This window comes from Sphingopyxis alaskensis RB2256, from assembly GCF_000013985.1.
GTDB lineage: Bacteria > Pseudomonadota > Alphaproteobacteria > Sphingomonadales > Sphingomonadaceae > Sphingopyxis > Sphingopyxis alaskensis.
This window is the reverse complement of record NC_008048.1, coordinates 3,088,452-3,114,503: the sequence shown is the minus strand read 5'-3', so window position 1 is coordinate 3,114,503 and position 26,052 is coordinate 3,088,452. Positions and strand designations below refer to the sequence as shown.

Sequence of the window (26,052 nt, the reverse complement as noted above, 5' to 3'; positions counted from 1 at the left end):
GTCGATGGGGAGGATCATCAACGGCAGATCACCACCCCAAAACCGCAATCGCGCGCAACTACCCCCGACAATCCTCGATCACCCGCCCGATTTCCGCCTGTACCGGCAGGGTCAGCGCGCCGCCGCCCGGCGTTTCGAGCGCGAAGCGGCCACGGCTGAAGGCGATGCGGTCGAGGCGCGGGTCGCGGCTGGGCAGCGTCGCGCTACCGCGCTCGAAGCGGAGCTGGTCGGTGCCCGCGCTGGTGCGCAGGCTGACCGCGCCGTCGAGCGTGGAGGTCAGGCGGATGCCGTCGCCGCTGCACGCCATCGTCAGGAGCGGGCTGGCGCGCGCCGCCGGCACGAAGGCGGCAGTGCGGCTGGCGGCGTCATAACGCCACGCGCCACGATCGACCGCGCGGTCCTCCCATCCCGGCGTCGGGGTCGGCAGCGGCGCGGGTGTCGGCGCGGGCGCGGCGGGCCCCGGCGCGGGGGGCGGTGCTGCGGGCTGCGGGATGGCCGCGCAGCCCGCGAGCACCAGCGCGCCCGCCGCGACCGTCGCATGGCGTAACCCCGACCTGCTCATGTCCCAAATCCTTTCCAGTCAATCGCTTCGTCGATCGGCGCGCGCGGCACCGGCCACTGGTTCACCGCCGCATCCTCGTCGGCATAGCCGATCGCCAGCCCGGTGAACAAAATCTGGTCGTCGCCCAGCCCGATCGTGCGCCGCACGGTCGCGCCATACATCGCCCAGCATTCCTGCGGGCAGCTGGCGAGGCCCTGTTCGACGAGCATCAGCATCACCGATTGCAGCCACATGCCCATGTCGGCCCATTGCGGTGGCCCCATGATGCGCGAGCAATGGAGGAAAAGCATCACCGGTGCGCCGAAACCCCGGTAATTGTCCATGAACTGAGCGAGTCGCCCTCTTTTGTCCTCGCGCGGGATGCCGAGCGAGGCATAGAGCGCCTCGCCGACACCAAAGCGGCGGTCGGTCCACGGCGCGGTGAGCGCCGGGGGATAGATGTCATATTCGGGCTCCTGCCCCGCGCGCCCCATCGCGATCCGCGCGGCGACGGCTTGCCTGACCGCCTGCCACGCTTCGCCGGTGAGCACCGTCGCCTGCCACGGCTGAAGATTGCCGCCCGAGGGGGCGCGCTGCGCCGCCGCGAAAATCTCTTTCAGCAGCGCGGGATCGACCGACCGGTCGGTGAAGGCGCGCACCGAACGCCGCCGGCGGAGCGCCTGCGTCACGCTCATGTCGGTCGCTGGCATGTCAGTCGCTGGCATATTTATCCTCTCGCCTCTTTCCGAACAGCAGGCCGCGTTCGAGCCGTGCCTTCAGTTGCCGGTAGTAGGAAAGCAGGAAGACGTCATCCTCTTCGGCGACCGGACGGCCGATCTTGGCGCGGATGGCGTCGGCGACCTCGCGCATCGCGCGCGCATCGCGGTGGCGCAGCACGCGCTCGAGTTCCTGAAGCTCGAAAATGCCATAGACCGAAAGCTCGGCGTCGGTGAAGACCATCGCCTCGCCCGCGGCATCGCCCGCGATGTCGGCGGCGAGCTTCGCGCGCTCGGCCATCACCACCCACGTCCCCGCGATCAGGTCGCCCATCCGCATCCGGTCGCGGTTGAACAGCAGGAACAGGCTGAGCGTCAGCGACCAGAGCAGGCCCGCGAGCATGACCCAGCCCGACACCATGTCCTCCGCCGCGCCGGCGCCGAGCATCATCAGTGGCAGGAACAGTTCGAGCTCGCGGATCAAATTGCGTGCGACCACCGCGTCGGCGGTCAGCCGCCCGCCGTCGCGCGCGACGACGCGGATGCCCATCAGACGCTTGCCCGGCGTCGCGGCGCGCGATCCCAGCTCAAAGCCGATAAACCAGAAATTGCGCAACACGAAGGCGCCGAGCATCCACACGGCGACGGTGACGTCCGACTGCGACGCGATACCGACCCACAGCATGAAGAGCGAGAAAAGGATGAGCGCCGCGAGGATCAGGAGCAGGTCGACGAGCAGCGCGCCGAACCGCAATCCCGCGCCGGCGATGCGCAGTTCGAGGTCGACGCCCTCGGGCGTCACGAACTGGCGGACCTTTTTGGCCCTCGCGGCGCGTGCCTTGGCGTTGGCAGCCGCGGTCACGCCGCGTCCCCGCGCCGCGGGATATAATAATAGGCCAGCCAGAGCAGCAGCATCAGCGTTCCGATCGCATAGCGCAGCATCGTGTCGGTGATGAGCTGGCGCCCAAAGCCTTCGAGCAGGCCCGCGGCGAGCAGCATCAGAATGACGCCGATCATCACCTTGCCCGCGGTGCGCCCCGCCGCGGCCGCCGCCTCCAGCCGCCCGCGCGCGCCGGGAAAGACGACCGCGGCACCGATGCGCAGTCCCGCCGCGCCCGCCAGCGCCGCCGCGAATAATTCGGTCGTGCCATGGATGAACAGCCAGCCGCCGAAATCAACCCCCAGCCCCTTGGCCGAAAAGACCGCCATCATCGCGCCGAGCCCGATGCCCTGGTAGAACTCCAGCATCATCGTCGGCACGCCAAAGGCGAAGCCGAGCGCGAAGGAGAGGATCGACACACGGCTGTTGTGGGTGAACAAATAGGTCGCGAAGATATGAAGGCCGCTTTCGCCCTTGCCCGCCGCCGCCTCGCCTTGGCCGAGCGTCGATTGCAGATATTCGGCGCTGGCGCGCGGGTCGCGCCCCGATGCCATGCCTTCGTCGACGAAATTATAGTACCATTCGGGGTTGCTCGACACGAGCGAATAGCTGGTCAGGGCGCCGAGCAGGATGATCAGCGCGATGACCACCGTTTCCTTCCACACCGCCCGCACCGCCGCCGGCCAGTCGTAGAGGAAGAAGCGGCGCAAGCGGCTCCAGCGGCTCTCGCGCACGCCATAGACGAGGAAATAGCCGCGGATCGACAGCGCCTCGAGATGATCGAGCAGCGCCTTGTCGAGGCTGGTCGCGCGCGCGATCGACAGCGACGACAGGGTCGCGCGATAGAGGACCGGCAGTTGCAGCAGTTCCTCGCTCGACAGCCCTTTCGCACCCTTTTTTTCCAATCGGGTCAGCAGCCGGTCGAAGGCGATCCAGTCACCCTCGCGCTCGGCGCGAAAGCGGCTCGTCGAAAAACTCGGCGCATCAAGCGCGCGCGGCATGGCGGGCGGCGGCGGGATCACAGGCTGCCCTGCCGCTTGATGCCCAGATAGGCCTCGACCGCGCGCGCCGCCATGTCATCGGCGGGCACCTCGATCACGTCGGCGCCGAGCCGCCGGAGCCGCGCAATCACCAGCTGGCGATCGGCGAGCATCGCCGCCGCGACGTTTGCGCGCGTGACGTCGGCGGCGCTTTCGGGATGGCGCCGCTCCTCCGCCTCGACCTCTTCGTCGCGCATGACGACGAAGAGCAGCCGGTGCTTTTTCGCCAGCCGCCCCGCCGCACGAATCATCAGGTCGGCGCTCGTCGCGTCGGCAAATTCGGTGAAGAGGATAATCAGCGAGCGGCGGTTGAGCTGCGCGCTCAAGGTGGTGAGCGCGAGCGTGAAATTGCTTTCGACCGGCGCATAGTCGACGCGGCTCGCCGCGCGCTGCAACGCCGGGAAATCCTGCACGTGCAGATAGGCGGGGGTCAGCGCCTGCGGTCTGGCGGCGAAGGAAAAGAGGCTGATCCGGTCATTGAGTTTCAGGCCGACATAGGCGAGGAGCAGCGCCGCCGACACGGCCCGGTCGACGCGCGGCATCCCGCCGACGGGTTCGGCCATCGTGCGCCCCGCATCGATCGCGAGTATGACGCGATTGTCGCGCTCGACACGATATTCCTTGGCGAGCAGCTTGACGTGGCGCGCCGAGGCGTTCCAGTCGATCGCGCGGCGATCCATCCCCGGCTGATATTCGGCGAGCGCCTCGAACTCGCTGCCTTCACCGCGGAAGCGCTGCTGGCGGAGCCCGAACCAGTTGTTCCGCTGGAAGAGACGGCGCCCCGCGTCGGTCACCGCGCGCAGGCTGGGCACGACGGTGATCGCGCCGCCCATCGTGAACCGGCGCTGTTTCCACACCAGCCCGAGCGGCCCCGCCCAGCGCACCCACAGCGCCGTGACCTCCGCCTGCCCGCGCCGCGTCGCGGCGAGCGACAGCGTGCCGACGAGCGCGCCCTCGGTGCGGCGCATCTCACCCGCCAGCCGTCCGCCCACGGCCAGCCGCTCGTCGAGCGACAGCGCGATCCCGGCGCGCGGCGGCAGGGTGCGGCCACGCGCGGCGAGCGACAGGTCGAAGGGGTCGCCGACGCCGACCTGCGCCGGATAGCGCGCGTCGAGCGTCAGGTGGCGCGGATTGGCCCCCGACAGCGTGTCGAGGATCAGGCAGGCGAGGATCGCCCCGATCCAGCCGGGCGCGACCAGCCACAGCTCGGGCCGGACCAGTCCGAGCACCAGCGCCAGCGGCGCACCCGCGAGCAGCAGATAGATGGCGCGGCGGGTGGGGTAGATCACCGTGGCACAGCCTCGCGTTCGAGCAGCGCGGCGACGACCTGTTCGACGCTGCGCCCCTCGATCTCGGCGGCCGCCGACAGGATGACGCGGTGGCGCAGCACCCCGGCGGCGAGGCGCTGGACGTCGTCGGGGATCACATAGTCGCGCCCGTCGAGCGCCGCCGCCGCGCACGCCGCGCGCGCGAGCAGGGTCGCGGCGCGTGGGGACGCGCCGCATTCGAGGTCGGCGCTTTCGCGAGTCGCGCGGACAAGGCGGACGATATAATCGACAATTTCTTCGGCGAGCCGGACGGTCGCTATGACGTCGATCGCCGCGCCGATCGCCGCGGCATCGGCGACCTGCGTGACCCCGAAATCGCCGACCGCGGGGCTGTTGAAGCGGCCGCCATGGTCGGCGACGATCCGCCGTTCCTCGTCCGCCGCGGGATAATCGACGACAAGCTTGAACAGGAAGCGGTCGAGCTGCGCTTCGGGCAGCGGATAGACGCCCTGCTGTTCGATGGGGTTCTGCGTCGCGAGCACGGTGAAGCGCGGGCTCATCACATGCGGCTCGCCATTGATGGTCACCCGCCGTTCCTGCATCGCCTCGAGCAGCGCGGCCTGCGTCTTGGGCGGGGTGCGGTTGATTTCGTCGGCGAGCAGCAATTCGGCGAAGATCGGACCCTTGGTGAGCGTGAAGCTCGACGTCTGGAAGTTGAAGAGGTTCGACCCCAAAATGTCGCCGGGCATCAAATCGGGGGTAAACTGGATGCGCCCGAAATCGAGGCCGCTCGCGCGCGCGAAGGCCTGCGCGAGCAAGGTCTTGGCGGTGCCCGGCGGCCCTTCGAGCAGGACATGGCCGCCCGCGAGCAGCGCGATCGTCACCATGCGGGTGAGCGGCCCCTGCCCGAACACGGCCTTGGCGACCTCGCCCTCGATCGCGGCGCCGAGCGCCTGAACGCCCTGGATGTCAGCTGTCACGGAGTAGATCCTTCCTGATGGCGTGCAGCGCCTGCGCGTCTGCAAGAAACTCATGGGTGCTGCGCGCGCGCGGCAGACGCCGCGCGAGCGCGGAAAATGGCTCGCCGCCGCGCTGGTGCCGGTCGATCCAGGCGTCGGTCGCTTCGTCGTCGAGGCCCGGTGGCGCGTGCAGCCGCCGCGCGATCGCGCTGCGCTGGCTCTTCACATAGGCAGCGGCGCCGTCGAGTTCGCGGCGCGCCTGTTTGATGAGGTCGGCGCTGTTCGCAATCAGCGCCGCCTTCGACACCGGGATCGCGCGGCCGGGTTTGAGTGCCGGGCCAAAGCGCGCCCACGCCTGCCACAGCGCGAACAGCCCGGCGGCGATCAGGCAGAGGGTGATGCCGATGAAGGGCGGGACGAACGCGAAGCGCAGCAGCGAGCGCTGCGCGCCGAAACCATTGAGCGTCAGGTCGAAGGCGAGGCCGTCGGCCCCGGCATCCTCGGCGATCGCGTCGAGCAGGTTTGCCGCGGCGGCGGCTCTGGCGCCGCTCGCAAAGGCTAGATTGTTGACGAGGTCGGGGTCGGCGAGAATGTAAAGATTGCGCTCGCGCAGACGCGCGACGAGTGCCGATCCGTCCGACGCGACGAGCAGCGGATCGAGGCCGGCGCCGCGCACCGTATGAAGCTGGCCGGGTTCGATCAGGCGGACGGCGCGCGCGCCGATGCGCCCGCGCGCATCGTTATTGCCCCAGCGCGCGCGGCCGATCTTGACGGTGCCGAAGACGTCCTCGGGCAGCAGCCGCGCGGGCGGCGGCAGCGCCATACCGCTGCCGACCCAGCCGGGCTTCGGCGCCTTCGCGCCCGCGCGGGCCGCGGCCCATTTGGGGAGGATGACGAGCACGGGCGCATCGCCCTGCGCCGCCAGAAGATCGCGCATGTCCTGTGTCGGCGTGCGCATCGTCGGGGTCAGGATGACGAGCGGGTCATGCTCGTAATCGTGGCCCGGTTCGACCTGCCGCCGCAGTTCGACCTCGGCGCCCGCGCGCTCGGCCAGATCGACGATCCCGGCATAGCCCGGCGCCGCCTTCGACAGCGCATGGCCGCCGCCGTCGTTGCCGCTGCCGAGCTGCGGCCCCAGCGCGATCAGCGCCCAGAGCGCGATGAAGGCGACGACGCCGATCGCGACGACCGCCGCGATCAAGCGCGGGTTGAAGCCATGGTCGGCGGCGGCATCGGTCATGCGCGCGCCCAATTTCTGGCGATGGTGAGATCGGCATAGGCGGCGCGGCACTCGTCCCACGCGCCCGCGTCGATCGCGCGACCGCCGAACAGGCTGATTTCGACCGCGCGCGCGATGCGGCTGAATGCACCGCGCGCCACCGGCGGCAGGTCGCGCGCGGCGGCGAGGTCGCGCGAGGTCATCGCGGGTTTGACGAGGCCGGGGCGGCGCCCCTCGATATCCTCGACGCTGCGATAGAGGAGAAGATGCACCGCCTCGGCAAAGCGGCCCGCAGCGGCGAGCGCGTCGGCCTCGGCCAGCAGCGCGCGCGCCGCGCCCGCCTCGGCCGCTGCGGCCATGTCCTCGCCGTCGGCGTCGGCCCGGCGACGACGGAAACGCCATTCGTCGACGCGGCGCGCAAAGGCGGGAACGAAATGATAGAGGAGGAACAGCGCCACGACCGCGACCGCGATCCACATCAGCGGTTTCGCCGCGGGGGTGCTCCAGTCGAAAAAGCGGCCGATCGCGTCGAACAACGACGTCAGCCATTCGGGCGGCGGCGCGGGCGGCGGGGGTGGCGGCGGAAACGCCGTCTGGATCTCGCCCCCCGCAACCGTCTGGCTGAAGGCGGGGTCGACCAGCTCGGGATCGAGCAGCCAGCCGCCCTCCGCCGCGGCGCCGGGCGTGCCGGCCACGGCCGACGTCTGGGCGATCCACATGGATATCATGTTGATATGTCGATCTCGCCCCGCTCGCTCATCGCCGAACGTGGTAGCGCGAGCGTGCGCAGCAAGGCAAGAGATGCTTGCGCGCCGGACCGCCCCGTTCTAGCGCGCGGCAAAATCGGCCGGGTCGTTGCAATGGCAACCAGCGGCCGGGCGACAGGAGAGACAGGTGGACGCGGCTGAGGCGGTACATGAAAAATTCCTTGGCGCGCTGGCCGAAGGGCGATTGCCCGGCCGCGCCGACGCGCCCGACCCCGGCGCGATCGGCCTGTCGCGCAGCGAGGCCACCGATATTTTCCTGTCGCAACTCACCAGCCGCCAGATGGACCGGCTGTCGCGCCACCTGCAGGCGCGCGGCGAAGGATTCTATACGATCGGCTCGTCGGGGCACGAAGGCAATGCCGCGGTCGCCGCGGCGCTGCGCGCCACCGACATGGCGTTTCTCCACTATCGTTCGAACGCCTTTCAGCTTCACCGCGCGCGGCAGGTGCCGGGACAGACGCCGACGTGGGACATGCTCTTGAGCTTTGCGGCGTCGAGCGAAGACCCGATTTCGGGCGGCCGGCACAAGGTCATCGGGTCGAAGCCGCTCGCTATCCCGCCACAGACCTCGACGATCGCCTCGCACCTGCCCAAGGCGGTGGGCGCCGCCTTTTCGATCGGCATCGCGCGCCGCCTTGGCATGACCGGACTGCCGCTTCCCGACGACGCGGTCGTGCTCGCGAGCTTCGGCGATGCGTCGGCGAACCATTCGACCGCACAGGGGGCGTTCAACACCGCGGGTTGGGCAGCCTACCAAGGGTCTCCCATGCCGCTGGTCTTTCTGTGCGAGGACAATGGCATCGGCATTTCGACGCGCACGCCGGCGGGATGGATCGAGGCGCAGTTCCGCCATCGCGCCGGGCTGCACTATATCCAGTGCGACGGCACGGACCTGGCCGCGGCGTACAAGGGCGCGAAGGAGGCGGCCGATTATGCACGCCGCACGCGGCGGCCCGTTTTCCTGCACATGGCCACGGTGCGGCTGTACGGTCATGCCGGATCGGACGTGCAGGGCGCCTATCTTCCCAAGGCGCTGATCGAAGCCGACGAGGCGCGCGATCCGCTGCTGAAGGGCGCCGCGCTGATGATCGAACAGGGGTGGATGAGCGCGGCGGACGTCGCCGATGCCTATCAGGAGATCGGCGCGACGCTGGCACGGCAGGCCGAGGCGGCGATCCGGCGGCCCAAGATCACCACCGCGGCGGCGGTGATGGCGAGCCTGATCCCGCCGAAACGTGCGATCGCGCGCGCCAACAGCCCGTCAGACGACGAGCGCAAGGCGATGTTCGGCAACGACTGGGGCCAGATGGACAAGCCGATGCACATGGCGCGGCTTTTGAGCTGGGCGCTCGCCGACCTGATGCTCGCACATCGAGAGATCGTCGTCGCGGGCGAGGATGTCGGACCGAAGGGCGGCGTCTATAATGTCACCGCCAAGCTGCACCAGCGCTTCGGATCGGCGCGCGTCATCAACACGCTGCTCGACGAACAGGCGATCCTGGGGCTCGCGATCGGCATGGCGCACAACGGCTTTGTCCCGATGCCCGAAATCCAGTTCCTCGCCTATGTCCACAATGCCGAGGACCAGATTCGCGGCGAGGCGGCGACCCTGAGCTTCTTCTCGAACGGACAGTACACCAACCCGATGGTGATCCGCATCGCGGGGCTGGGCTATCAAAAGGGCTTTGGCGGCCATTTCCACAACGACAACAGCCTCGCCGTGTTCCGCGACATTCCGGGCATCATCCTGGCGGTGCCGTCGAACGGGCGCGACGCGGTGCAAATGTTGCGCGAATGCGTGCGGCTGGCGCGCGAGGAGCAGCGCGTCGTCGTGTTCGTCGAACCGATCGCGCTCTATATGACGCGCGACCTGCATGAAGAGGGCGATGGGCTGTGGACCAGCATCTATGAGGCGCCCGGCGAAGGCACGCCGATCCGGTTCGGCGATGTCGGCGTCCATGGCGACGGCACCGACCTCGCGATCGTAACCTACGGCAACGGATATTATCTCTCGCGGCAGGCCGAAAAACTGCTCGCCGAAGATGGCGTCAAGGCGCGCGTGATCGACCTGCGCTGGCTGGGACCCGTCGATACCGACAAGCTGGTCGCCGCGGTCGGCGGTGCGAAGCGCATCCTGATCGTCGACGAATGCCGCATCACCGGTTCGCAGAGCGAGGCGCTGATGGCATTGTTCGTTGAACAGACGCCGGACAAAAAAATCGCGCGCATCGCCGCCGACGACAGCTTCATCCCGCTGGGCAGGGCGGCAACGCTGACCCTGCCGAGCCGCGAGGGCATCATTGCCGCGGCAAGGGAGCTCCTGGCATGAGCGCCCGCAAAACCGCGATCGTCGTCGCGCCCGGCCGCGGCACTTATGGCAAGGGCGAGCTGGGCAGCATCGCGCGGCTGCATGGCGCGCGATTTGCCGATCTGATCGCCGATTTCGACGCGCAGCGCCGGATGCGCGGGCAGCCGACGGTGAGCGAACTCGACGGCGCCGATCGCTTCAGCGTGGCAACGCACATGCGCGGCGACGTCGCGGCGCCGCTGATCTACACCGCTACCGCGCTCGATTACCTGAGCATCGACCGCGACAGGTTCGACATCGTTGCGGCGCTCGGCAATTCGATGGGCTGGTACAGCGCGCTCGCGCTGGGCGGCGCGGTGTCGATCAGCGACGGGTTCCGCATCGCCAACGCCATGGGGCTCAACAGCCAGACGCACGGCCCCGGCGGGCAGGTCCTGCTGCAAATCGTCGATGACGACTGGCGCCCGATCCCCGACCGACGCGACCGGCTGTTCGATCTTGTCGCCGCGATCGACGCGCGGCCGGGCCATGACCTCGCGCTGTCGATCGACCTCGCCGGGATGCTGGTGTTCGCGGGCAATGAGGAGGGCCTCGCCGCGCTGCTCGCCGAAGCGCCGCCGACGCCGGGGCGCGATCCGCTGCGCCTCGCGGGGCACGGCCCCTTTCATACCCCGCTGATGATCGGCAGTTCGGACAAGGCGAGGGCCGAACTGCCGCCGACGCTGTTCGGCGCCCCGGCGATCCCGCTGGTCGATGGTCGCGGCCATATCTGGCGCCGCTTCTCGTCCGATCCCGCGGCAGTCTGGGAATACAGCTTCGGTCACCAGATCCTGGCCCCCTATGATTTCGCGCTTTCGGTGCAGGTCGCGGTCAAGGAGGTCGCGCCCGATGTCATCATCCTGCCCGGCCCCGGCGACACGCTGGGCGGCGCGATCGCCCAGGCGCTGATCGGCATCGGCTGGCAGGGGCTGACCAGCAAGGCCGATTTCATGGCGCGGCAGGCGTCGGACCCGATCCTCCTGTCGATGGGCCGCGCCGAGCAGCGCACGCTGGTCATCAGGGACAAATAGGGTCGACAGGGCGTTTTCCCTGCCGACCCGTCGTGCGGGCGCGGTCAGGTGGGGTTGACCGCGCCCGGATGAACGGCAGCGCCCATGGGGACCAACACAAGGACGGGTCGCCGTTCATACTCCTTATAGCGCCGCGCGCGACGATCCGGCCGCAGCAGCGCCGCGATCATGCGCCGAAACGGACCCGATTGCCCGGCGCGACGCGCGCCTGCTCGGCGACGAAACGCAGGTGCAGCAGTTCGGCGACATGGCCCGCGCCCGCGCGGCGCATGATGTTCGCGCGGTGAACCTCGACCGTGCGCGGGCTGAGATCGAGCCGCTGCGCGATCGCCTTGTTGCCGAGCCCGGCGGCGATACCCTCCAATATGTCGCGTTCGCGCGGGGTCAGCGCGGCGAGCCGCGCCGCGGCCGCGCGCTGGCGCTCGCACGCCACTTGCCAGGCCGCGTGGTCGGCGAGCGCACCGTCGATCGTGCGGCGCACGAGCCGGGGATCGAGCGGCGCGGGAAGCAGGTCGCGCGCGCCGCTCAACAGGATCGCGCGCGATTCGGCGATGCTCAGCCTTTCGGCGGCGACGAAGGCGGCGATGCCGTCGCGCGCGGCGGCATGCGCCAGCAGCGCGGCACCGCTTACCGCGCCCGGCTGCTCCCAGCGCAGCAGGAGCACCGCGCAGCTGTCGTCATCGCCCGCCGCAAACCAGTCGTCGGCGCTGGCAAAGCTGCGCACGACGCGCGCGGGCCCCGCCGTCAGCACACGGAAGCAGGCCGCGCGCTCGACCGGGTCGGGAAGGATCAGATGGATATGGCCGCAGGGTCCGGTCACGTCTCCACGCTGCCCGACCCCGGCCGCGCGCGACAGCGCGAACGCATCGGCGATGGCGCCATAACGGATCGCTTTTTCGCATTTGAATCGCGCCAACAGGAAATGCGTCGGCAGCGCGCCGACGCATTTCGCTGGAACCGACCGTGGGATCAGTCGGCGCGGGTGTGGCCGCGTTCGGCGCGGTTGCCCCGCGACGACGTCGACCGGGCGGGCGGCGCGCTGCCATCCTCTTCGGCCGCCCGCTCCTGCGCCTTTGCGGCGTCCTTGAGCTGGCCCTTGGTCATGCCGCTGACGAGCACATCGCCCGATCCGGCAAAGCTGGCGGCCGGAAGCGTCGCGACGCGGTTGCCGACCTCGACCGTCACCGCCTCGACGACGCCGCGGCCCGTCTGCCGCACGTCATGGACATAGCCGATCACCTTGCCGCGCGGGTCGGTGACGGGCATTCCCGGCATGACAGCGAACATGCCGCTGCCGCTGGCCGCGCCGCTGCCGGCCGCCGCGAGCTGGCCGAGGCTGCCCTGAAAACTGCCCGCGGCCGAACCGGCGGCGCTGGCGCTGCCTGAGACGTTCGACAGCGCGCCGCCCGCCCGGTCGCGGACAGCCCCGGCCGCGCCTTGCGCGGTCCCGGTGGCGGTGGCGGCGGCGCCGCGCGCGGTGCCGAGGGCGCCGCCGACCGTGTCACGCGCGAAATCGGTGCCGACCGCCTGCGCGCCGACGCTGCCGTCGGCCGAGGCCCCGCCCGAACCCTGAGCGTTGCCGCCCAGCGTGCTGCCGAGCAGATTGCCGCCGGCATCGGCCGAGCCGCTGCCGCGCGCGTCGGCGCCGCCGCGGCCTTCGACGCGGCCCGAACGGCGGTCGACCTTGGCCTCGCCGCGGCCCGAACCCGCAAGTTCGCCCGCCGTGCCGAGCGTGCCACCGATCGGCCCGGTCGGATTGCCGAGCGTGCCGCCCAGCGTTCCGCCAAGCCCGCCGCCCAGTCCGCCGCTGCCGCCAAGCAGCTGCGCCGCGGCCGGCGCCGAAAAAGCCATGGCCGACGCGGCGAGCGCGAGGGCCGGAATGAAAATGCGATTTGCCATTGTCCTACTCCTGCATTTGGGGCCCGGAGGGGATGGGCCTGCTGCAAGAACGATGGCGCGTCGGATATTCTTCCAAAAAAATCGCGTAAGAGGTGATCAGCGGCCGCAATCGCCGCAGATCAGGCCATGACCATAGATTTTGTCACGGCCCTTGCGGCCAAGGTCGCGCGCCTCCATCACCAGCACCGTGATCGCCGGGCCGATCGCCGCGATCGACGCGGCAGGATAGTGAAGCGCGAGGCGCCCGGCGACGAGCGGCGCCGCAAAGGATGTCCCGCGCAGCCGTTCGATGCTGGCCGGGCCGGTCGCCGCGCGCACGGCGTCGCCGGGCGCCGCAAAGTCGACATGAAGCGCCCGCCCCGCTTCGGGAAGCACGCGCGCCCTGGCATCGACGCCGGTAACCGCGAGCACACCGCGATAGGAGGCAGGGTAGGCGGGGGGCGCGGCGGGCCCGTCGTTACCCACCGCCGCGACGATCAGCATTCCCTTGCGCTGCGCCGCCGCCACTGCGGCCGCGAGCAGCTTGTTGTCGGGGCCGACGAGGCTGATCGTCGTCACCGCGACGCGGCGCGCCGCGAGCCAGCCGAGCGCGCGGGCGATCGCGCTGGCGCTGCCGCCCGCCGGATCGTTGCCATAGACGTCGGCGGCGAGCAGGCGCCGCCCCGGCGCCGCGCCCTGCACCGCGCCTGCGCCGACGAGCAGCGAGGCCACCGCCGTTCCATGTTCGCTGGCTGTCGGCGCGCCGCGGGCAAATCCCCTTTGTTCGACGCGCCCCGCCACCGAAGGATGCGCGGCCACGCCGCCGTCGATCAGGCCGAGCGGCGCGGCGCCGCCGCCCGCCCCCGTCGTCGCCACAAGCGCCGCCCCCGGCAGAGCGCCGCCCGGCCCGCTCGCGAAATAGATATGATCGACGTCGACTTCGGCATCGGGCAACAGACGGGCGAGCTGTTTTTGCGCACGCGCAAGGCTGCGACCATCGGGCACGCGAAAGCGCACGATGTCGAGTCCCAGCGAATCGAGCCGTTCGCGGTCGATGAGCGCAAAGCCCGCGGCGCGCGCGCGCGCGACCATCGCGGTGTCGACACCGATGGCGACGAGCACGCCGCGCACGGCGGGGTCGCCGCGCGCATCGCGTTCGATAGCATCCGGATGGCGCCTTACCAGCGCGGCGATGCGGTCAAGCCGCAGCGTGCGCAGCTTGTCCTCCGCCACGGTGAGCGGTTCGGCTGCGAGATCGGGAAGGCCCGGCAGGATCCGCCCCCTGTCGGGGAGGCCGACCGGCGGCAGCGCAACCTGCCCCGCGGCGCGCGGGATGACCCCGCCGGACAGGAAGCAAAGCGTCAGCAGCGCTGCGATCACATATCTCATCTCGTCTCTCCGGGCCGCCGCGGCCCGCCTTCGCGGAAAAAATTAGCACGATAGGGAAGAAACGATAGAAGGACATCGTTTCGTCCACAGGCAATCGAAAAGGCGACGATGCGCTTTGAAGAGAAACTGATCGAACTGCTGCCGCGGCTGCGCCGGTTTGCGCGCGGCCTGACGCAGAGCGCCGCCGATGCCGACGATCTGTGTCAGGCGGCGATCGAACGCGCGCTGAAGTCGCGCGATCAATGGCAGGATGGAACAAGACTGGACAGCTGGATGTATCGTATCACCCGAAATCTGTGGATCGACGAGCGCCGTGGCGCGGGTCGGCGCGGCGTCCATGACGTGATCGACGAGGCGGTAACGCAGATCGCCGGCGACGGCGCCGCCGAGGTCGAGGCGGGGGCGCTGCGCAGCGACGTGGACGGCGCGATGGCGCGCCTGCCCGACGAGCAGCGCGAGGTCGTCATGCTCGTCCTCGTCGAAGGCTATGCCTATCGCGAAGCAGCCGAAATCCTCGACGTGCCAATCGGCACCGTCACGTCGCGGCTCGCGCGCGGCCGCGACACGTTGATGCAGCTTTTGGGAGAAGCGGCATGAGTTTCGACCCCGCCACCGTCGCGGCCTATGTCGACGGCGAACTCGACGACCTGACCGCGCGCCGCGTTGCGCGCGAGGCCGCGAGCGACCCGGCGCTTGCTGCCGAAATCGCGCGCCACCGCGCGCTGAAGGCGAAGCTTGTGGCGCATTATGCCCCCGTCGCCGCCGAGGCTCTCCCCGACCGGTTCCGCGCGCTGCTGACCGGCGCACAGGAACCCCCCGTGATCGACACCAGCCTCGCCGCGCGCCGCGAGAGCCGGCGTTTGCGCTTTGCGCCCGCGCATATGGCCGCGATCGCCGCCTCGCTGCTGCTCGGCCTGACGATCGGTTTGCGGCCGTGGGCGCCCGCGGCGGACGTGACCGAACGCGGCGGCGCGCTCGTCGCGTCGGGCGAGCTGGCGGCGGCGCTCGATACGCAGCTTGCCGCGACCCAGGGCGCCGACGCCGCGATCCGCATCGGCCTCAGCTTTCGCGATCGAGAGGGCCGCATCTGCCGCAGTTTCGAAGGCGCCGCCCTGTCGGGCATCGGCTGCCGCGAAGCCGATGGCTGGGCGCTCGAACGCACGATGGGCGGGCGGACGGGCGGCGCCTATCGCCAGGCAAGCTCGGGCGCGCTGGCGGCCGACGCGGCGGCGATGATGGTCGGCGAACCTTTTGACGCCGCCGCCGAACGCGCCGCGCGCGCGCGCGGCTGGCGGCGCTGAGTCCCCGTCAATCCCGCCGGAACGGGTCTTCGAGCAGCGAACGCCCCGCGGTTTCGGGCATGAAACGGAGCGCAACCAGCCCGACGAGGCAGGCGAGCATCATATAATAGGCGGGCATCAGCGGATCGCCGGTCAGACTGATCAGGCCGCTGCCGATCATCGGCGCGGTGCCACCGAAGATCGAGGTGGAGATATTATAGGCGATGGCAAAGCCCGCGAAGCGCACCGCGGTCGGGAACATCGCGGGAAAGGTCGCCGAGATCGTCGCGAGCTGCGGCACATAGAGAAGGCCGAGCGCCATGAAGGCGACGATCGCCCCCGCAAAGCCCGTGCCGATGAGCATGTAGAGCGGCACGACGAGCAGGAAGAGGCCGATCAGCGACCAGCGCCACATCGGCCGCCGCCCGATCCGGTCCGACAGCGCGCCGGCGAAGGGCAGGAAGCACATCATGAAGACCATGCCGATGATCGGCACGAGCAGCGCTTCCTCGCTCGACAGGCCGATGCGCCGCTGAAGATAGGTGGGCATGTAGCTGAGCAGCGAATAGTTGACGACGTTGAGCGCCACCACCAGGCCGCCGACGACGAGCAAGGGGCGCCAGTAATCGCGCATCAGCGCAAGCAGTCCCGGCGGTTCGCGCCGCTCGGCCGACGCCATTTCCGCGCGGAACACTGGCGTATCCTCCATCTTCGAGCGCACATACATGCCGATGAGGCCGATCGGCCCGGCGATGAGGAAGGGGATGCGCCAGCCCCATTCGTGCATCGCCGCATCGCCCAGATAGAGCGAATAGCCGAGCATCAGCGCCGCGCCGAAGGAAAAGCCCGCGAGCGTCCCGAACTCGAGGAAGCTGCCATAGAAGCCGCGCCGGTGGTCGGGCGCATATTCGGCCATGAAGGTCGCCGCACCGCCATATTCGCCGCCGGTCGAAAAACCCTGCACCATGCGCAGGATGATGAGCAGGGTCGGCGCCCAGAAGCCGATGCTGTCATAGGACGGGATGAGTCCGACGGCAAAGGTCGCGCCCGCCATCAAGAGGATCGTCATCGCGAGCACCGATTTCCGCCCGATGCGGTCGCCAAGCGGGCCCCAGAACAGCCCGCCGAGCGGTCGCACGAGGAAGGAGATGGCAAAGGTCGCGAGCGCGAACAGCACCGCCTCCTCGGTCTCGCCGGGAAAGAGCGCCGCCGAGATATAGGTCACGCCATAGGCATAGATGCCATAGTCGAACCATTCGACCGCATTGCCGAGCGCCGAGGCGCCGACCGCGCGGTGGAGCGGCGATGGTTCGCGAAACGGCGGCGGATGGCCGGGGGCGTGGGGGGGCAGCGTCTTGTCCATGGATCACCTGTTTTCCGGGTTGGGTTCGGGGCCGGCGGGGTCGAGCAGCGCGGCAACGGGCGTCGTGCGCGGCAGGATCTGGAAATCCTGCTGCGCCGCGGCAGGCACGGGATCGCTGGCGGCGAGGCGCCAGAGGCCGAAAGCGAGCATTGCCGCTGCCGCGAAGGCGATGAAGAGGAAGAGCCCGCCCGCCCCCGCGGCGGTCATCGCCGCCGCCGCGCCGATCGGGCCGAGCGCGGCGCCGACCGAATAGAGAAGCACGAGCTGACCGCTCGCGGTGACGCGCTCCGATGGCAGCAGCCGGTCGTTGGCAAAGGCGACGCAGAGCGGATAGAGCGCGAAGCTGAGCCCACCGAACAGCGCGCCGAGCGCGAACAGCGCGGCGCCCGTCGGGGCCATGGCGAGCGCGATGCTGACGCCCAGCGTCGCGGCGAAGCAGGCGATGATGACGCGCCGCCGGTCGAAACGGTCGGACAGGCGGCCGAGCGGCCATTGCAGCGCGACGCCGCCGAGGATGACCGTCATCATGAAAGAGGCGGTGTCGGCAAGGCTGAGACCGATCCGCCGCGCATAAATGGCGGCGAGACCATAGAAGGCGCCGAGCAGCAGCCCGGTCATCCCCGCGCCGACGACGCCGAGCGGCGACGCCGCGAACAGGCGCCGCAGCGGCAGCGATGCCGCATCTTCGAGCGCGGGCGCGGCGCTCCGCGTCAGGCAGACGGGAATGATCGCGAGCGAGATGAGGATCGACGCAAGCTCGAAGGGGATTTGCGGCGCGCTGTTGCCCGAACGCAGCAGCAATTGCCCGATCGCCTGCCCCGAATAGAGCGCGACCATATAGAAAGCGAGCACCGTGCCGCGCGTCTCCGCCTCGGCGCGGTCGTTGAGCCAGCTTTCGACGCAGATGAACACCCCCGCGATGCACAGGCCGTCGATCAGGCGTAGCACCGCCCACAGCAAGGGCTGCTGGAGCAGCGCATAGGTGAGCGTGCTCGCCGACAGCAGCGCGACGAAGGCGGCGAAGGCGCGGATATGCCCGACGCGGCGCACGACATCGCCCGCGCGCAAGGCGCCGAGCACCAGCCCGCCAAAATAGGCGGTGGCGATCAGGCCGATCACCATCGTCCCGCTGCCCGCGCGTTCGAGCCGGAGGCCGATCAGCGTCGAGAGGAAGCCGCTGCCCGCCATCATCACGAAGATGGCGACGAGCAGGCTGCGGACAGGGGTGATGATTGCGAGCATCGGCGGCTTCGGCACGTACGCCCGTCAGGCGGCGCGCCGCTTTTCCTCCGTTCTCGCGTCACGCTCGACCAGCGCCTTGTGCAGCGCGCGCACCGCGGCCTCAAAGTCGCGCGGATCGACGAGGAACTGGACATCGACGTTGCGGATCTGGTGCTGCATCGCGATCATCGTGACGCCCGCCGCGTCGAGCGCGCGCAGCGCATCGGGGACGAGGCCGGGGCGCGAGATGTCGCTGCCGATCACCGACACCATCGCCACCGGCTGCGCCGAGATGGCGGCGTCGGGATAATGTCCTTGCAAGTCGGCGATCGCCTTGTTCACCGCTGCGGCGCTCGCCGACAGATAATGGGTGATCGTGTTGGCATTCGACGATTTGCTGACGATCCACAGCTTGTGGCGCGCCAGCGCGTCGAGGATCGCGGCGTCATAACCCTTCACGCCCACCATATCCTGTTCGAAGAATTGCAGCGCCTGCACCTGACGCAGCCCGGTGACGATCTCGACGCGCGGGACGTCGGAGACATAGTCGCCGGTGACGAGCGTGCCTTCGTCCTCGCGGTCGAAGGTGTTGCGCACGCGCAGCGGAATGCCCGACTGGCGCAGCCCGCGCCCGGCGCCGGGGTGGATCGCCTCCATGCCGAGATTGGCGAGCTGGTCGGCGACGTCGTAATTGGTGCGGCCGATCTTGCGTGCCTTGTCCTCGCCGACCAGCTTGGGGTCGGCGCTCGACAGGTGGAACTCCTTGTGGATGATCGCCTCGCGCGCGCCGGTGAGCACGGCGAGCCGCGAGAAGGTCATTTCGGTATAGCCGCGCGCATAGCGCCGCACCATGCCGCCCTCGCACCCGGCATAGCCGGTCACGATCGGCAGCGTGTCCCGAAGGTCGATCGCGGCAAAGGCCTCCCCGATCCGCTCGTCGAGGCTGCGCAGATCGTCCTGGTCCCATAGCGTCAGATCGACGAACAATGCGTTCACATCGCGGTCGCGAAGCAGCAGCGCGGTGCTGTGTGCGCTGTGCGCCTCGCCGATCCCGGCGAGCAGTTCGCGCACCGTGGCAAGCTGGTCCTTCAGCCCGAAGCGGCCGTGACTGCGCAGCCGCGCGAGGTCGTCGAGGCAGGCGGTGACGGCGTCGATGCGTGCGTCGACGAAGCGGTCGGCCTCGGCCCGGCTGTCGCCCCGCGCGAACATATCCGCATTGCGCGCGTGCATCGCCGCGCGCACCGCCGCCATCGCGCGCCGCCAGGCGTCGGCATCGTCGTCGTCGACGAAATGGCCGTAGACGCCGGGCGCCCCCGTTTTCTTGTTTTCGAGGAGCAGGTCGGTCATCCCGGCATAGGCCGAGACGACGAAGATACGGTTGTAGAGATCGGCGCCCGACCGCCCCGCGATGAGCACATTGTCGAACAGGGTCGCGGTCGCGGCCATCGAGGTGCCGCCGATCTTTTCGACGCTATGCTGCCCGCTCATGCCGGCACCGTTTCGACGAGCGGCCCGCGCTCAACCCGGAGCGCCGCGGGCTCGCCGCGACGGGCGAGGAACCAGGGGCGCGGCTTTTCGACGCCGAAGGGCTTTTCGAGCCGGTTGCTCACGGCATTATAGACGAGGAAGGCGTTGGCGCGCGGAAAGGGCGTGATGTTGCCGTTCGACCCGTGCATCAAATTGCAGTCGAACAGGATCACCGTTCCCGGCTTGCCCGTCGGCGCGACGATGCCGTGCCTGTGCGCCAGTTCGGCGAGGCTTTCCTCGTCGGGCACGCCATATTCCTGTTTCTTGAGCGAGCTTAAATAATGGTCGTCGGGGGTTTCGCCGACGCAGGTGAGATAGGTGCGGTGCGAGCCCGGAATCACCATCAGCGGGCCGTTGTGCGGGGTGTTTTCGGCGAGCAGCACCGACATCGACAGCGCGCGCATCCGCGGCATCCCGTCCTCGACATGCCAGGTTTCGAAATCGCTGTGCCAGTAGAACTCCCTGCCCTTGAAACCGGGTTTATAGTTCAGCCGCGACTGGTGGATATAAACCTCGTCGCCGAGCAGGAAGCGCGCGACATCGGCGAGCCGCGCATCGGCGGCAAGGCGCGCCATCACCGGGCTTTGCGCGTGAATCTCGAAGATCGAGCGGATCTCGTTGCTTTGCGGCTCGGTGACGATCGTGTCGGCGTCGAGCGCCGCCGGATCGGCGAGCAGATTGCCCGCGGCCTTTTGCAGGAAGGCGACTTCGTCGGCCGAGAAAATATCCTCGAGCACGATATAGCCGTCGCGGTCGAACGCCGCGGCCTGCCGCGCGCTGATCGGCGCATCGTTTGTCCATTCGCTATGGACGACGGGGTCCAGCCGCGGCCGCATTTCGGCGTCCGCGCGCTGGCGCGAGGGGTAGAGGTCTTGCATCGGACGTCTCCCTTTCTGGTTCGGGTGAAGGTCAGTCGGCGGCGACGGGCTCGCGCGCCAGCTCCGGGTCGGCCGGATAGGCGCCGCTTTCGTCATGCACTTCGCGGCCGGTGACCGGCGGGTTGAAGACGCAGGCGGTCAGAATGTCGGTTTCGGGGCGCACGATATGGCGGTCATGGTCGTCGAGCGCATACATCACGCCGGGGCGCAGCGCGTGAACCTCGCCGGTCGCCAGATCCTCGATCGTGCCCGTGCCTTTCAGCACCAGCACCGCCTCCAGATGGTTCTGATAGTGCATCCTGAGTTCGCTGCCCGCGAAGAGGGTGGTGACGTGGAAGGAAAAGCCCATCCCATCATCCTTGAGCAGCATCCGGGCGCTGGCCCAGCCGTCCGAGCGGACATTGCGGTCGGTCTTGCGGATGTCGCCGAGGTTGCGAACGATCATGTCGGTTATCTCCTGTTTATTCGGCGGCGACGGCGTAATCGGTGGCCATCGCCTCGCGGATCTTGCTTTCGAGGATGTCGAGGCCGGCACCGAGCACCGCATCGTCGATGACGAGCGGGGCGAGCACCTTGATCACCTCGTCGTGCGCGCCGCTGGTCTCGATGATCAGCCCGGCGTCGAAGCAGGCGGCGGTGACGGTCGCGGCGAGCTCGCCCGAGCCGACATTGACGCCGCGCATCATGCCGCGCCCGCGCACCTCGAACCCATGTTCGGCGGCGATGCGCGCGAGGCGGGTTTCGAGCAGGGCGGCGCGGCGGCCTATGTCGCGCTGGAAATCGTCGGCGCTCCAGAAATGGCGGAGCGCGGCGGTCGCGGTGACAAAGGCATGGTTGTTGCCGCGGAAGGTGCCGTTATGCTCGCCCGGCGACCATTGGTCGAGCTCGGGACGCAGCAGGGTCAGCGCAAAGGGCAGGCCCATGCCCGACAGCGACTTCGCCAGCGTCACGATATCGGGGGTGAAGCCCATATCCTCGAAGCTGAAGAAGGTGCCGGTGCGGCCGCAACCCGCCTGGATGTCGTCGACGATCAGCAGCGCGCCATGCGCCTTCGCGATTCCCGCGATGCGGCGCAGCCATTCGGCCGAGGCGGCATTGAGCCCGCCCTCACCCTGCACCGTTTCGACGAGGATCGCCGCGGGCGCGTCGAGCCCGCTCGACGGGTCGGCGAGCCGTTGTTCGAGCAATTCGGCGGTATCGACCTCGGGACCGTAATAATCATAATAGGGTTCGTGCGCGACGTGGCTCAGCGGTACGCCCGCGCCGCCGCGCTTGGTCGCATTGCCGGTGCAGGCGAGCGCGCCCAACGTCATGCCGTGAAAGCCGTTGGTAAAGGCGATCACCATTTCGCGGCCCGTCACCTTGCGCGCGAGCTTGATCGCGGCCTCGACAGCGTTGGTGCCGGTCGGGCCGGTGAACATCACGCGGTGGTCGAGCCCGCGCGGTTTCAGGATCACTTCCTCGAACGTGTCGAGAAAGTCCTGCTTTGCATCGGTGTGCAGGTCGAGCCCGTGGGCGATGCCGTCGGCGGCGATATAGTCGAGCAGCGCCTGTTTCAAAATCGGATGGTTGTGGCCATAGTTCAGCGTCGAACAGCCCGACAGGAAGTCGAGATAACGCCCGCCCTGATCATCGTGCATCCACACGCCCTGCGCTTTACCGAATTGGCGCGGCATCGACCGGGCGTAGCTGCGCACCGCCGATTCGCGGCGTTCATAAATGCTCCGATCCGGAAGGTTGCCGGACGGTTGCGGTGTCGTAATCATCATCTTATCCCTGTTCTGCGTCGATTTTCATGCGGTCGAACGGCCCGATGCGGGCCAGATATTCGGTGGCGTGGGCGCCCGCGAAATGCGTCTCGCGCTCGAAGAGCGGCGTGCGCTCCAGCTCGGCGCCCCAGTCACGCGCGAGGCCGCGGAACAGCCCCCACGACGCCTGGTTGTCGGCGGTGATCGTCGTGATCATGTGCGTCACGCCGTCCTGCGCCGGGCGCGCGAGCAGCGCGGCGATCATCCGGCTGGCGAGCCGCCGTCCGCGTCCTTCGGCCGACACCGCGACCTGCCAGACGAAGAAGGCGCCCGCGTCCGACGGCGGGCGGTAGCCCGACACCCAGCCGACGATGCGCCCCGCGCGCTCGGCGATGATGCACTGGTCGGCGAAATGTTCGCACTGGAGCAGGTTGCAATAGCGCGAATTGCGGTCGAGCGGCGGGCAGGCGGCGATCAGCGCGGTGACCGCAGGCCCGTCGGCGGCAACCGGCCGGCGGAAGCGCACCTCGGAGGAAGCGGACGCCGATGCGTCCGGGTCTTTTGGCGTGGGCAGGGGCTCCGCGTCTTTTGACCGGTCCAATATATTTCGTCTCCTGAAACAAATGTCGGCGCATCATGCACCGATCCAATGTTGAAGCGCGCGAAATATAGGATTGTTGCGTCGCGACGCAACCCGCCACGACAAATATCTTTCGTTCATTGAAATAAATTGCCGGACCCACAGCGCCCGAAATTCGGTTTGGCGCCGCCGCGCGCCGCAGCTAAGTGAGGGCGATGGAAAGCGAGATCGCCACTGCCACGTTGAAGGCGCTGCGCCGCGTCCTGCGCGCGGCCGAGGGCGGGACACGGCGGATCGCCGCGGCGACCGGGCTCACTCCGTCACAGCTGCTCGTGCTGCGCGAGATCGACGCGGGCGGCAATGTGACGCCGGGCCTTGTGGCGCAGCGGCTGGAGTTCGGCCATGCAACGGTGACGGCGATCGTCGACCGCCTCGTCGCGCTCGACCTCGCGACGCGCTCGCGCAGCGCCGAGGACAAACGACGCGTGCTGCTCGCCGCGACCGGCAAGGGCCGTCGCTGCCTCGCCGAAGCGCCCGACATGCTGCAGGAAATCTTCGCCGCACGCTTCGCCGCGCTGCCGGCGTGGGAACAGGCGATGATCCTTGCGGGGACCGAGCGGCTCGCCGACATCCTCGGCGTGCGCGAAATGGACGCCGCGCCGCTGCTCGACACGGGGGCGATCGACCGCATCTGATCCGGTCCGGTTGCCCGCCCCGCATATCGGGCACGAAAAAGGGCGGCGCAAAGGGCCGCCCTTCTGCGTCCCCGCCAGCGCGGGGATGACGCCTTTTCAGACCGCGCAGCGATGCCGCGCGGGACAAGGCATCACTTGATCTTGGCTTCCTTGAACTCGACGTGCTTGCGCGCACGCGGGTCATATTTGCGCACCGTCATCTTCTCGGTCATCGTGCGCGGGTTCTTCTTGGTGACATAGAAAAAGCCCGTGTCGGCGGTGCTCACCAGCTTGATCTTGACGGTCGTCGGCTTGGCCATGGCCCTGTTCCTCGAAGTAATGGCACATCCTCCGGCGGACCGGGGGATGCCGCGGGACTAAGCGGCCCCGACGTTGGTGTGAAAAACATGAAAGGGCCGCGCGACGCCGCGCCGCCCTCCAATATCCGCGCGCCTTTGGCGGGATTCGGCGCTTCTGTCAAGCGAAAGGAAGGGGCGGGCGGCGACGAACCGCCCGCCCCCCGGGGGGGTCAGCCGTTCCTGATTTCAAAGCGCACGGTCATCACCTTCCAGCTTTCCTCCGCCACGCCGCCGCGCGTCGCGGGCCTGAAGCGCCATTTGGCAAGCGCGCGCCGCTTCGTCTCTTCAAAGAAGCCCGGACTGTCGGTGCTGACCAGCTCGACCGCCTTCACGCGGCCATCGGTGCCGATGAGCACGCGCACCTTCACAACCCCCTCGACCCCGCGCCGCTGCTCGCGCGCCGGATAATCGGGCTGGAACGCCCCGGCAAAGCGCGCGTCGAGTTCGGCAAGCACCAGCTTCGGCGTGGGCGGATCGACGGGAACGACCGGCGGGCCGCGATCGAGCGGCCGTGCGTCGGGGATTACGGGCCCGACGACGACGCGGTCGCCATTCAGCGGCACGGTTTCGACGCGCGGCTGAACGCTTTCGGTCGCCGACGCGGTTTTCGGCGTCGGTTTCGCATCCTGGGCCGGTTCGGGCGGCGGCGGCGGTTTGGGCAGGTCGATCAGTGTGCCGGTGATCGGTTCGGACTTTGGCGGCGTTTCGACGATCATCGGCGACAGCGCCACCGCGGCGACGAGCGCGGCAGGCAGCCCGACCGCGAGAAGCGCCGCGACCGGATGGCGGCGGTGATCGCTGCCATAGACGGCGCGGGACAAGGTCGCTGAACGACCCGCGGGCGCGGTGGTCGCTTCGGGAGCGGTCATTATCGCCGAAATCAGGGGTATCAGGGTCATGGCATCTCTCCTCGCCTTGCGACCCGGCCCCGGCGGTCGACCGCCGCCATAAGCCCGGTCCGGAGATAATGATGTTATAACATCACGTCATTGTCAAGTGAATTGCTTGGGGGAGGCCTTCCCCTGTGCCCCTGCAAAGGCAGGGACGCAATGGCGGGTTCCTTACGAACCCCCGGCCGAGGTCAGGCGCGCGATCGCCGCTTCCTTCGCGATCAGCGGCAGCAGCTCGGCCATGTCGGGGCCATGGTCGCGCCCGGTGAGCGCGCGGCGCAGCGGCAGGAACAGCGCCCGGCCCTTCGCCCCCGTCGCCTCCTTCACCGCGGCGGTGAGCGCGTGCCAGGGGTCGGCGCTCCAGTCGATGTCCAGCGCCGCCTTCGCCGCGGCACGCAGCACCGGACGGTCGGCGGCCTCGGTCGCGGTCGGGACGAACGGCCCGTCGAATACCGGCAGCCAGTCGGCGGCCTCGGCAACGGTCGTCAGATTGGGGCGAATCGCCTTCCAGCGCGCCTCGTCGATCGCCGCGGGCAGGCGATCCGCCACCGCGGCATGATCGATATGGTGCAGGATCTTCTGATTGAGCAGCGCCAGTTCGGCCTCGTCGAAGCGCGCGGGCGCGCGGCCGAAACGCGCAAAATCGATGCTCGCGACCAGCGGCGCCAGATCGGTCACCGGCTCGACCGGATCGCTGGTGCCGAGGCGCGCAAGCAGGGCGGCGAGCGCGATCGGCTCGATCCCCTGTTCGCGCAGGCTCGCCATGCCGAGCGAGCCCAATCGCTTCGACAACTTGCCCTCGGTCCCGACGAGCAGCGCCTCGTGGGCAAAGGCGGGGGGCGATGCGCCGAGCGCGGCGAACATCTGAACCTGCGCGGCGGTGTTCGACACATGATCCTCGCCGCGCACGACATGGCTGATGCCCATCGCGATGTCGTCGATCACGCTCGGCAGCAGATAAAGCCAGCTGCCGTCGGCGCGGCGCACCACCGGGTCCGACATCGTCGTGGGCTCGAAATGCTGCGGTCCGCGAATGAGGTCGGTCCATTCGATCGGCGCGTCATGATCGAGCCGGAAGCGCCAGTGCGGCGCAACGCCTTCGGGCACCGGCGCATCGGCGGGCTTGCGTTCGTAAACGGGTGGCAGCCCGCGCGACAGCAGGATCTTGCGGCGGACCTCCAGCTCGTCGGGGGTTTCGTAACAGGCATAGACGCGGCCGGCCGCCTTCAATTTCTCGAACTCGGCCTCATAGAGCGCGAAGCGCGCCGACTGCCGCTCCTCGGCGTCAATGTCGAGGCCGAGCCACGCAAGGTCGGCGCGGATGCCCGCGACATAGTCTTCCTTCGACCGCTCGACATCGGTATCGTCGATGCGCAGCAGGAAACGCCCGCCATGCTTCCTTGCCCACAGCCAGTTGTGCAGCGCGGTACGGACGTTTCCGACGTGCAGATGGCCGGTCGGCGAGGGAGCGAAGCGGGTGGTGACGGTCATGGCGCG

The 26,052-nt window shown here is 69.0% G+C and carries 26 protein-coding genes; 5 read left to right on the top strand and 21 right to left on the bottom strand.

The genetic code is table 11. The features are described from left to right. Positions 1-58 precede the first annotated feature (58 nt). From SALA_RS15110 to SALA_RS15075, 8 genes are read right to left on the bottom strand one after another with little or no spacing between them, the layout of a single operon-like run. Positions 59-562: a hypothetical protein gene (locus SALA_RS15110; RefSeq protein ID WP_011543239.1), complete on the bottom strand. Its 504-nt coding sequence runs from the start codon at positions 560-562 to the stop codon at positions 59-61. Next, complete coding sequence (locus SALA_RS15105) at positions 559-1,266, bottom strand: nitroreductase (protein WP_011543238.1); 708 nt, start codon at positions 1,264-1,266, stop codon at positions 559-561. The genes SALA_RS15110 and SALA_RS15105 overlap by 4 nt, the downstream gene beginning before the upstream one ends. Then, positions 1,253-2,119, bottom strand: a complete 867-nt coding sequence (locus tag SALA_RS15100) for an RDD family protein (RefSeq protein ID WP_011543237.1) — start codon at positions 2,117-2,119, stop codon at positions 1,253-1,255. The genes SALA_RS15105 and SALA_RS15100 overlap by 14 nt, the downstream gene beginning before the upstream one ends. Next, positions 2,116-3,138, bottom strand: a complete 1,023-nt coding sequence (locus tag SALA_RS15095; protein ID WP_041384194.1) for a stage II sporulation protein M — start codon at positions 3,136-3,138, stop codon at positions 2,116-2,118. The genes SALA_RS15100 and SALA_RS15095 overlap by 4 nt, the downstream gene beginning before the upstream one ends. A 17-nt stretch (positions 3,139-3,155) precedes the next feature. After that, complete coding sequence (locus SALA_RS15090; RefSeq protein ID WP_011543235.1) at positions 3,156-4,466, bottom strand: DUF58 domain-containing protein; 1,311 nt, start codon at positions 4,464-4,466, stop codon at positions 3,156-3,158. Continuing rightward, the gene (locus SALA_RS15085; protein WP_049754682.1) at positions 4,463-5,425 is read right to left on the bottom strand and encodes an AAA family ATPase; all 963 of its coding nucleotides are present in this window, start codon (positions 5,423-5,425) and stop codon (positions 4,463-4,465) included. Before SALA_RS15085 ends, SALA_RS15090 begins: the two co-directional genes overlap by 4 nt. Beyond that, on the bottom strand, positions 5,415-6,644 hold the full coding sequence (locus SALA_RS15080) for a DUF4350 domain-containing protein (RefSeq protein WP_011543233.1): 1,230 nt from the start codon (positions 6,642-6,644) through the stop codon (positions 5,415-5,417). The genes SALA_RS15085 and SALA_RS15080 overlap by 11 nt, the downstream gene beginning before the upstream one ends. Then, entirely contained in the window at positions 6,641-7,351 is a 711-nt protein-coding gene (locus SALA_RS15075; RefSeq protein WP_011543232.1) for a DUF4129 domain-containing protein, read from the bottom strand. Before SALA_RS15075 ends, SALA_RS15080 begins: the two co-directional genes overlap by 4 nt. Positions 7,352-7,517: 166 nt before the next feature. Between SALA_RS15075 and SALA_RS15070 the strand changes: the two genes are divergently transcribed. Then, positions 7,518-9,719 (top strand): thiamine pyrophosphate-dependent enzyme, encoded by a 2,202-nt coding sequence (locus tag SALA_RS15070; RefSeq protein ID WP_011543231.1) that lies wholly within the window; start codon positions 7,518-7,520, stop codon positions 9,717-9,719. After that, positions 9,716-10,768, top strand: coding sequence for an acyl carrier protein (locus tag SALA_RS15065; protein WP_011543230.1), 1,053 nt, complete (start codon positions 9,716-9,718; stop codon positions 10,766-10,768). Before SALA_RS15070 ends, SALA_RS15065 begins: the two co-directional genes overlap by 4 nt. A gap of 166 nt (positions 10,769-10,934) precedes the next feature. On the opposite strand, the gene SALA_RS15060 is transcribed toward SALA_RS15065, so the two are convergent. The 3 genes from SALA_RS15060 to SALA_RS15050 form a co-directional block, all read right to left on the bottom strand. Next, entirely contained in the window at positions 10,935-11,684 is a 750-nt protein-coding gene (locus SALA_RS15060; RefSeq protein ID WP_011543229.1) for a response regulator transcription factor, read from the bottom strand. Positions 11,685-11,737: 53 nt separating this feature from the next. After that, positions 11,738-12,667, bottom strand: a complete 930-nt coding sequence (locus SALA_RS17385) for a hypothetical protein (protein WP_011543228.1) — start codon at positions 12,665-12,667, stop codon at positions 11,738-11,740. A 96-nt stretch (positions 12,668-12,763) separates the two neighbouring features. Beyond that, positions 12,764-14,035 carry a S8 family serine peptidase gene (locus tag SALA_RS15050; RefSeq protein ID WP_011543227.1) on the bottom strand — a complete coding sequence of 424 codons (1,272 nt, stop codon included), beginning with the start codon at positions 14,033-14,035 and terminating at the stop codon, positions 12,764-12,766. 108 nt (positions 14,036-14,143) lie between these two features. On the opposite strand from SALA_RS15050, the gene SALA_RS15045 reads away from it, so the two are divergent. Then, the gene (locus tag SALA_RS15045; protein ID WP_011543226.1) at positions 14,144-14,632 is read left to right on the top strand and encodes an RNA polymerase sigma factor; all 489 of its coding nucleotides are present in this window, start codon (positions 14,144-14,146) and stop codon (positions 14,630-14,632) included. Next, positions 14,629-15,336, top strand: coding sequence for an anti-sigma factor (locus SALA_RS15040; RefSeq protein ID WP_011543225.1), 708 nt, complete (start codon positions 14,629-14,631; stop codon positions 15,334-15,336). The genes SALA_RS15045 and SALA_RS15040 overlap by 4 nt, the downstream gene beginning before the upstream one ends. Positions 15,337-15,343: 7 nt before the next feature. On the opposite strand, the gene SALA_RS15035 is transcribed toward SALA_RS15040, so the two are convergent. From SALA_RS15035 to ectA, 7 genes are read right to left on the bottom strand one after another with little or no spacing between them, the layout of a single operon-like run. Beyond that, the gene (locus SALA_RS15035) at positions 15,344-16,678 is read right to left on the bottom strand and encodes an MFS transporter (protein WP_011543224.1); all 1,335 of its coding nucleotides are present in this window, start codon (positions 16,676-16,678) and stop codon (positions 15,344-15,346) included. Positions 16,679-16,681: 3 nt separating this feature from the next. Then, entirely contained in the window at positions 16,682-17,920 is a 1,239-nt protein-coding gene (locus tag SALA_RS15030; RefSeq protein ID WP_011543223.1) for an MFS transporter, read from the bottom strand. A gap of 24 nt (positions 17,921-17,944) precedes the next feature. Beyond that, positions 17,945-19,387, bottom strand: a complete 1,443-nt coding sequence (locus SALA_RS15025; protein ID WP_011543222.1) for an aspartate kinase — start codon at positions 19,385-19,387, stop codon at positions 17,945-17,947. Beyond that, positions 19,384-20,304 (bottom strand): ectoine hydroxylase, encoded by a 921-nt coding sequence (gene thpD, locus SALA_RS15020; RefSeq protein ID WP_011543221.1) that lies wholly within the window; start codon positions 20,302-20,304, stop codon positions 19,384-19,386. The genes SALA_RS15025 and thpD overlap by 4 nt, the downstream gene beginning before the upstream one ends. A gap of 31 nt (positions 20,305-20,335) precedes the next feature. Beyond that, positions 20,336-20,749 (bottom strand): ectoine synthase, encoded by a 414-nt coding sequence (locus SALA_RS15015; protein WP_011543220.1) that lies wholly within the window; start codon positions 20,747-20,749, stop codon positions 20,336-20,338. Between the two features lie 16 nt (positions 20,750-20,765). Next, positions 20,766-22,073: a diaminobutyrate--2-oxoglutarate transaminase gene (gene ectB, locus SALA_RS15010; protein ID WP_011543219.1), complete on the bottom strand. Its 1,308-nt coding sequence runs from the start codon at positions 22,071-22,073 to the stop codon at positions 20,766-20,768. Position 22,074: 1 nt separating this feature from the next. Then, positions 22,075-22,653 (bottom strand): diaminobutyrate acetyltransferase, encoded by a 579-nt coding sequence (gene ectA / locus SALA_RS15005; protein WP_011543218.1) that lies wholly within the window; start codon positions 22,651-22,653, stop codon positions 22,075-22,077. A 194-nt stretch (positions 22,654-22,847) separates the two neighbouring features. Between ectA and SALA_RS15000 the strand changes: the two genes are divergently transcribed. Then, positions 22,848-23,327 carry a MarR family winged helix-turn-helix transcriptional regulator gene (locus SALA_RS15000; protein WP_011543217.1) on the top strand — a complete coding sequence of 160 codons (480 nt, stop codon included), beginning with the start codon at positions 22,848-22,850 and terminating at the stop codon, positions 23,325-23,327. Positions 23,328-23,458: 131 nt separating this feature from the next. On the opposite strand, the gene rpmG is transcribed toward SALA_RS15000, so the two are convergent. The 3 genes from rpmG to SALA_RS14985 form a co-directional block, all read right to left on the bottom strand. Continuing rightward, positions 23,459-23,626 (bottom strand): 50S ribosomal protein L33, encoded by a 168-nt coding sequence (gene rpmG, locus SALA_RS14995; RefSeq protein ID WP_011543216.1) that lies wholly within the window; start codon positions 23,624-23,626, stop codon positions 23,459-23,461. Positions 23,627-23,835: 209 nt separating this feature from the next. Next, positions 23,836-24,564 (bottom strand): energy transducer TonB, encoded by a 729-nt coding sequence (locus SALA_RS14990; RefSeq protein WP_011543215.1) that lies wholly within the window; start codon positions 24,562-24,564, stop codon positions 23,836-23,838. 162 nt (positions 24,565-24,726) lie between these two features. Beyond that, the gene (locus SALA_RS14985; RefSeq protein ID WP_011543214.1) at positions 24,727-26,046 is read right to left on the bottom strand and encodes a glutamate--tRNA ligase; all 1,320 of its coding nucleotides are present in this window, start codon (positions 26,044-26,046) and stop codon (positions 24,727-24,729) included. Positions 26,047-26,052: the final 6 nt, after the last annotated feature.

Excerpts from the sequence above, each read along its gene's own strand:
- SALA_RS15110 (WP_011543239.1), bottom strand. The coding sequence starts at position 562 with ATGAGCAGGTCGGGGTTACGCCATGCGACGGTCGCGGCGGGCGCGCTG.
- SALA_RS15105 (WP_011543238.1), bottom strand. The coding sequence starts at position 1,266 with ATGCCAGCGACTGACATGCCAGCGACCGACATGAGCGTGACGCAGGCG.
- SALA_RS15095 (WP_041384194.1), bottom strand. The coding sequence starts at position 3,138 with ATGCCGCGCGCGCTTGATGCGCCGAGTTTTTCGACGAGCCGCTTTCGC.
- SALA_RS15080 (WP_011543233.1), bottom strand. The coding sequence starts at position 6,644 with ATGACCGATGCCGCCGCCGACCATGGCTTCAACCCGCGCTTGATCGCG.
- SALA_RS15075 (WP_011543232.1), bottom strand. The coding sequence starts at position 7,351 with ATGATATCCATGTGGATCGCCCAGACGTCGGCCGTGGCCGGCACGCCC.
- SALA_RS15065 (WP_011543230.1), top strand. The coding sequence starts at position 9,716 with ATGAGCGCCCGCAAAACCGCGATCGTCGTCGCGCCCGGCCGCGGCACT.
- SALA_RS17385 (WP_011543228.1), bottom strand. The coding sequence starts at position 12,667 with ATGGCAAATCGCATTTTCATTCCGGCCCTCGCGCTCGCCGCGTCGGCC.
- SALA_RS15050 (WP_011543227.1), bottom strand. The coding sequence starts at position 14,035 with ATGAGATATGTGATCGCAGCGCTGCTGACGCTTTGCTTCCTGTCCGGC.
- SALA_RS15045 (WP_011543226.1), top strand. The coding sequence starts at position 14,144 with ATGCGCTTTGAAGAGAAACTGATCGAACTGCTGCCGCGGCTGCGCCGG.
- SALA_RS15040 (WP_011543225.1), top strand. The coding sequence starts at position 14,629 with ATGAGTTTCGACCCCGCCACCGTCGCGGCCTATGTCGACGGCGAACTC.
- SALA_RS15035 (WP_011543224.1), bottom strand. The coding sequence starts at position 16,678 with ATGGACAAGACGCTGCCCCCCCACGCCCCCGGCCATCCGCCGCCGTTT.
- SALA_RS15030 (WP_011543223.1), bottom strand. The coding sequence starts at position 17,920 with ATGCTCGCAATCATCACCCCTGTCCGCAGCCTGCTCGTCGCCATCTTC.
- SALA_RS15025 (WP_011543222.1), bottom strand. The coding sequence starts at position 19,387 with ATGAGCGGGCAGCATAGCGTCGAAAAGATCGGCGGCACCTCGATGGCC.
- thpD (WP_011543221.1), bottom strand. The coding sequence starts at position 20,304 with ATGCAAGACCTCTACCCCTCGCGCCAGCGCGCGGACGCCGAAATGCGG.
- SALA_RS15015 (WP_011543220.1), bottom strand. The coding sequence starts at position 20,749 with ATGATCGTTCGCAACCTCGGCGACATCCGCAAGACCGACCGCAATGTC.
- ectB (WP_011543219.1), bottom strand. The coding sequence starts at position 22,073 with ATGATGATTACGACACCGCAACCGTCCGGCAACCTTCCGGATCGGAGC.
- SALA_RS15000 (WP_011543217.1), top strand. The coding sequence starts at position 22,848 with ATGGAAAGCGAGATCGCCACTGCCACGTTGAAGGCGCTGCGCCGCGTC.
- rpmG (WP_011543216.1), bottom strand. The coding sequence starts at position 23,626 with ATGGCCAAGCCGACGACCGTCAAGATCAAGCTGGTGAGCACCGCCGAC.
- SALA_RS14990 (WP_011543215.1), bottom strand. The coding sequence starts at position 24,564 with ATGACCCTGATACCCCTGATTTCGGCGATAATGACCGCTCCCGAAGCG.
- SALA_RS14985 (WP_011543214.1), bottom strand. The coding sequence starts at position 26,046 with ATGACCGTCACCACCCGCTTCGCTCCCTCGCCGACCGGCCATCTGCAC.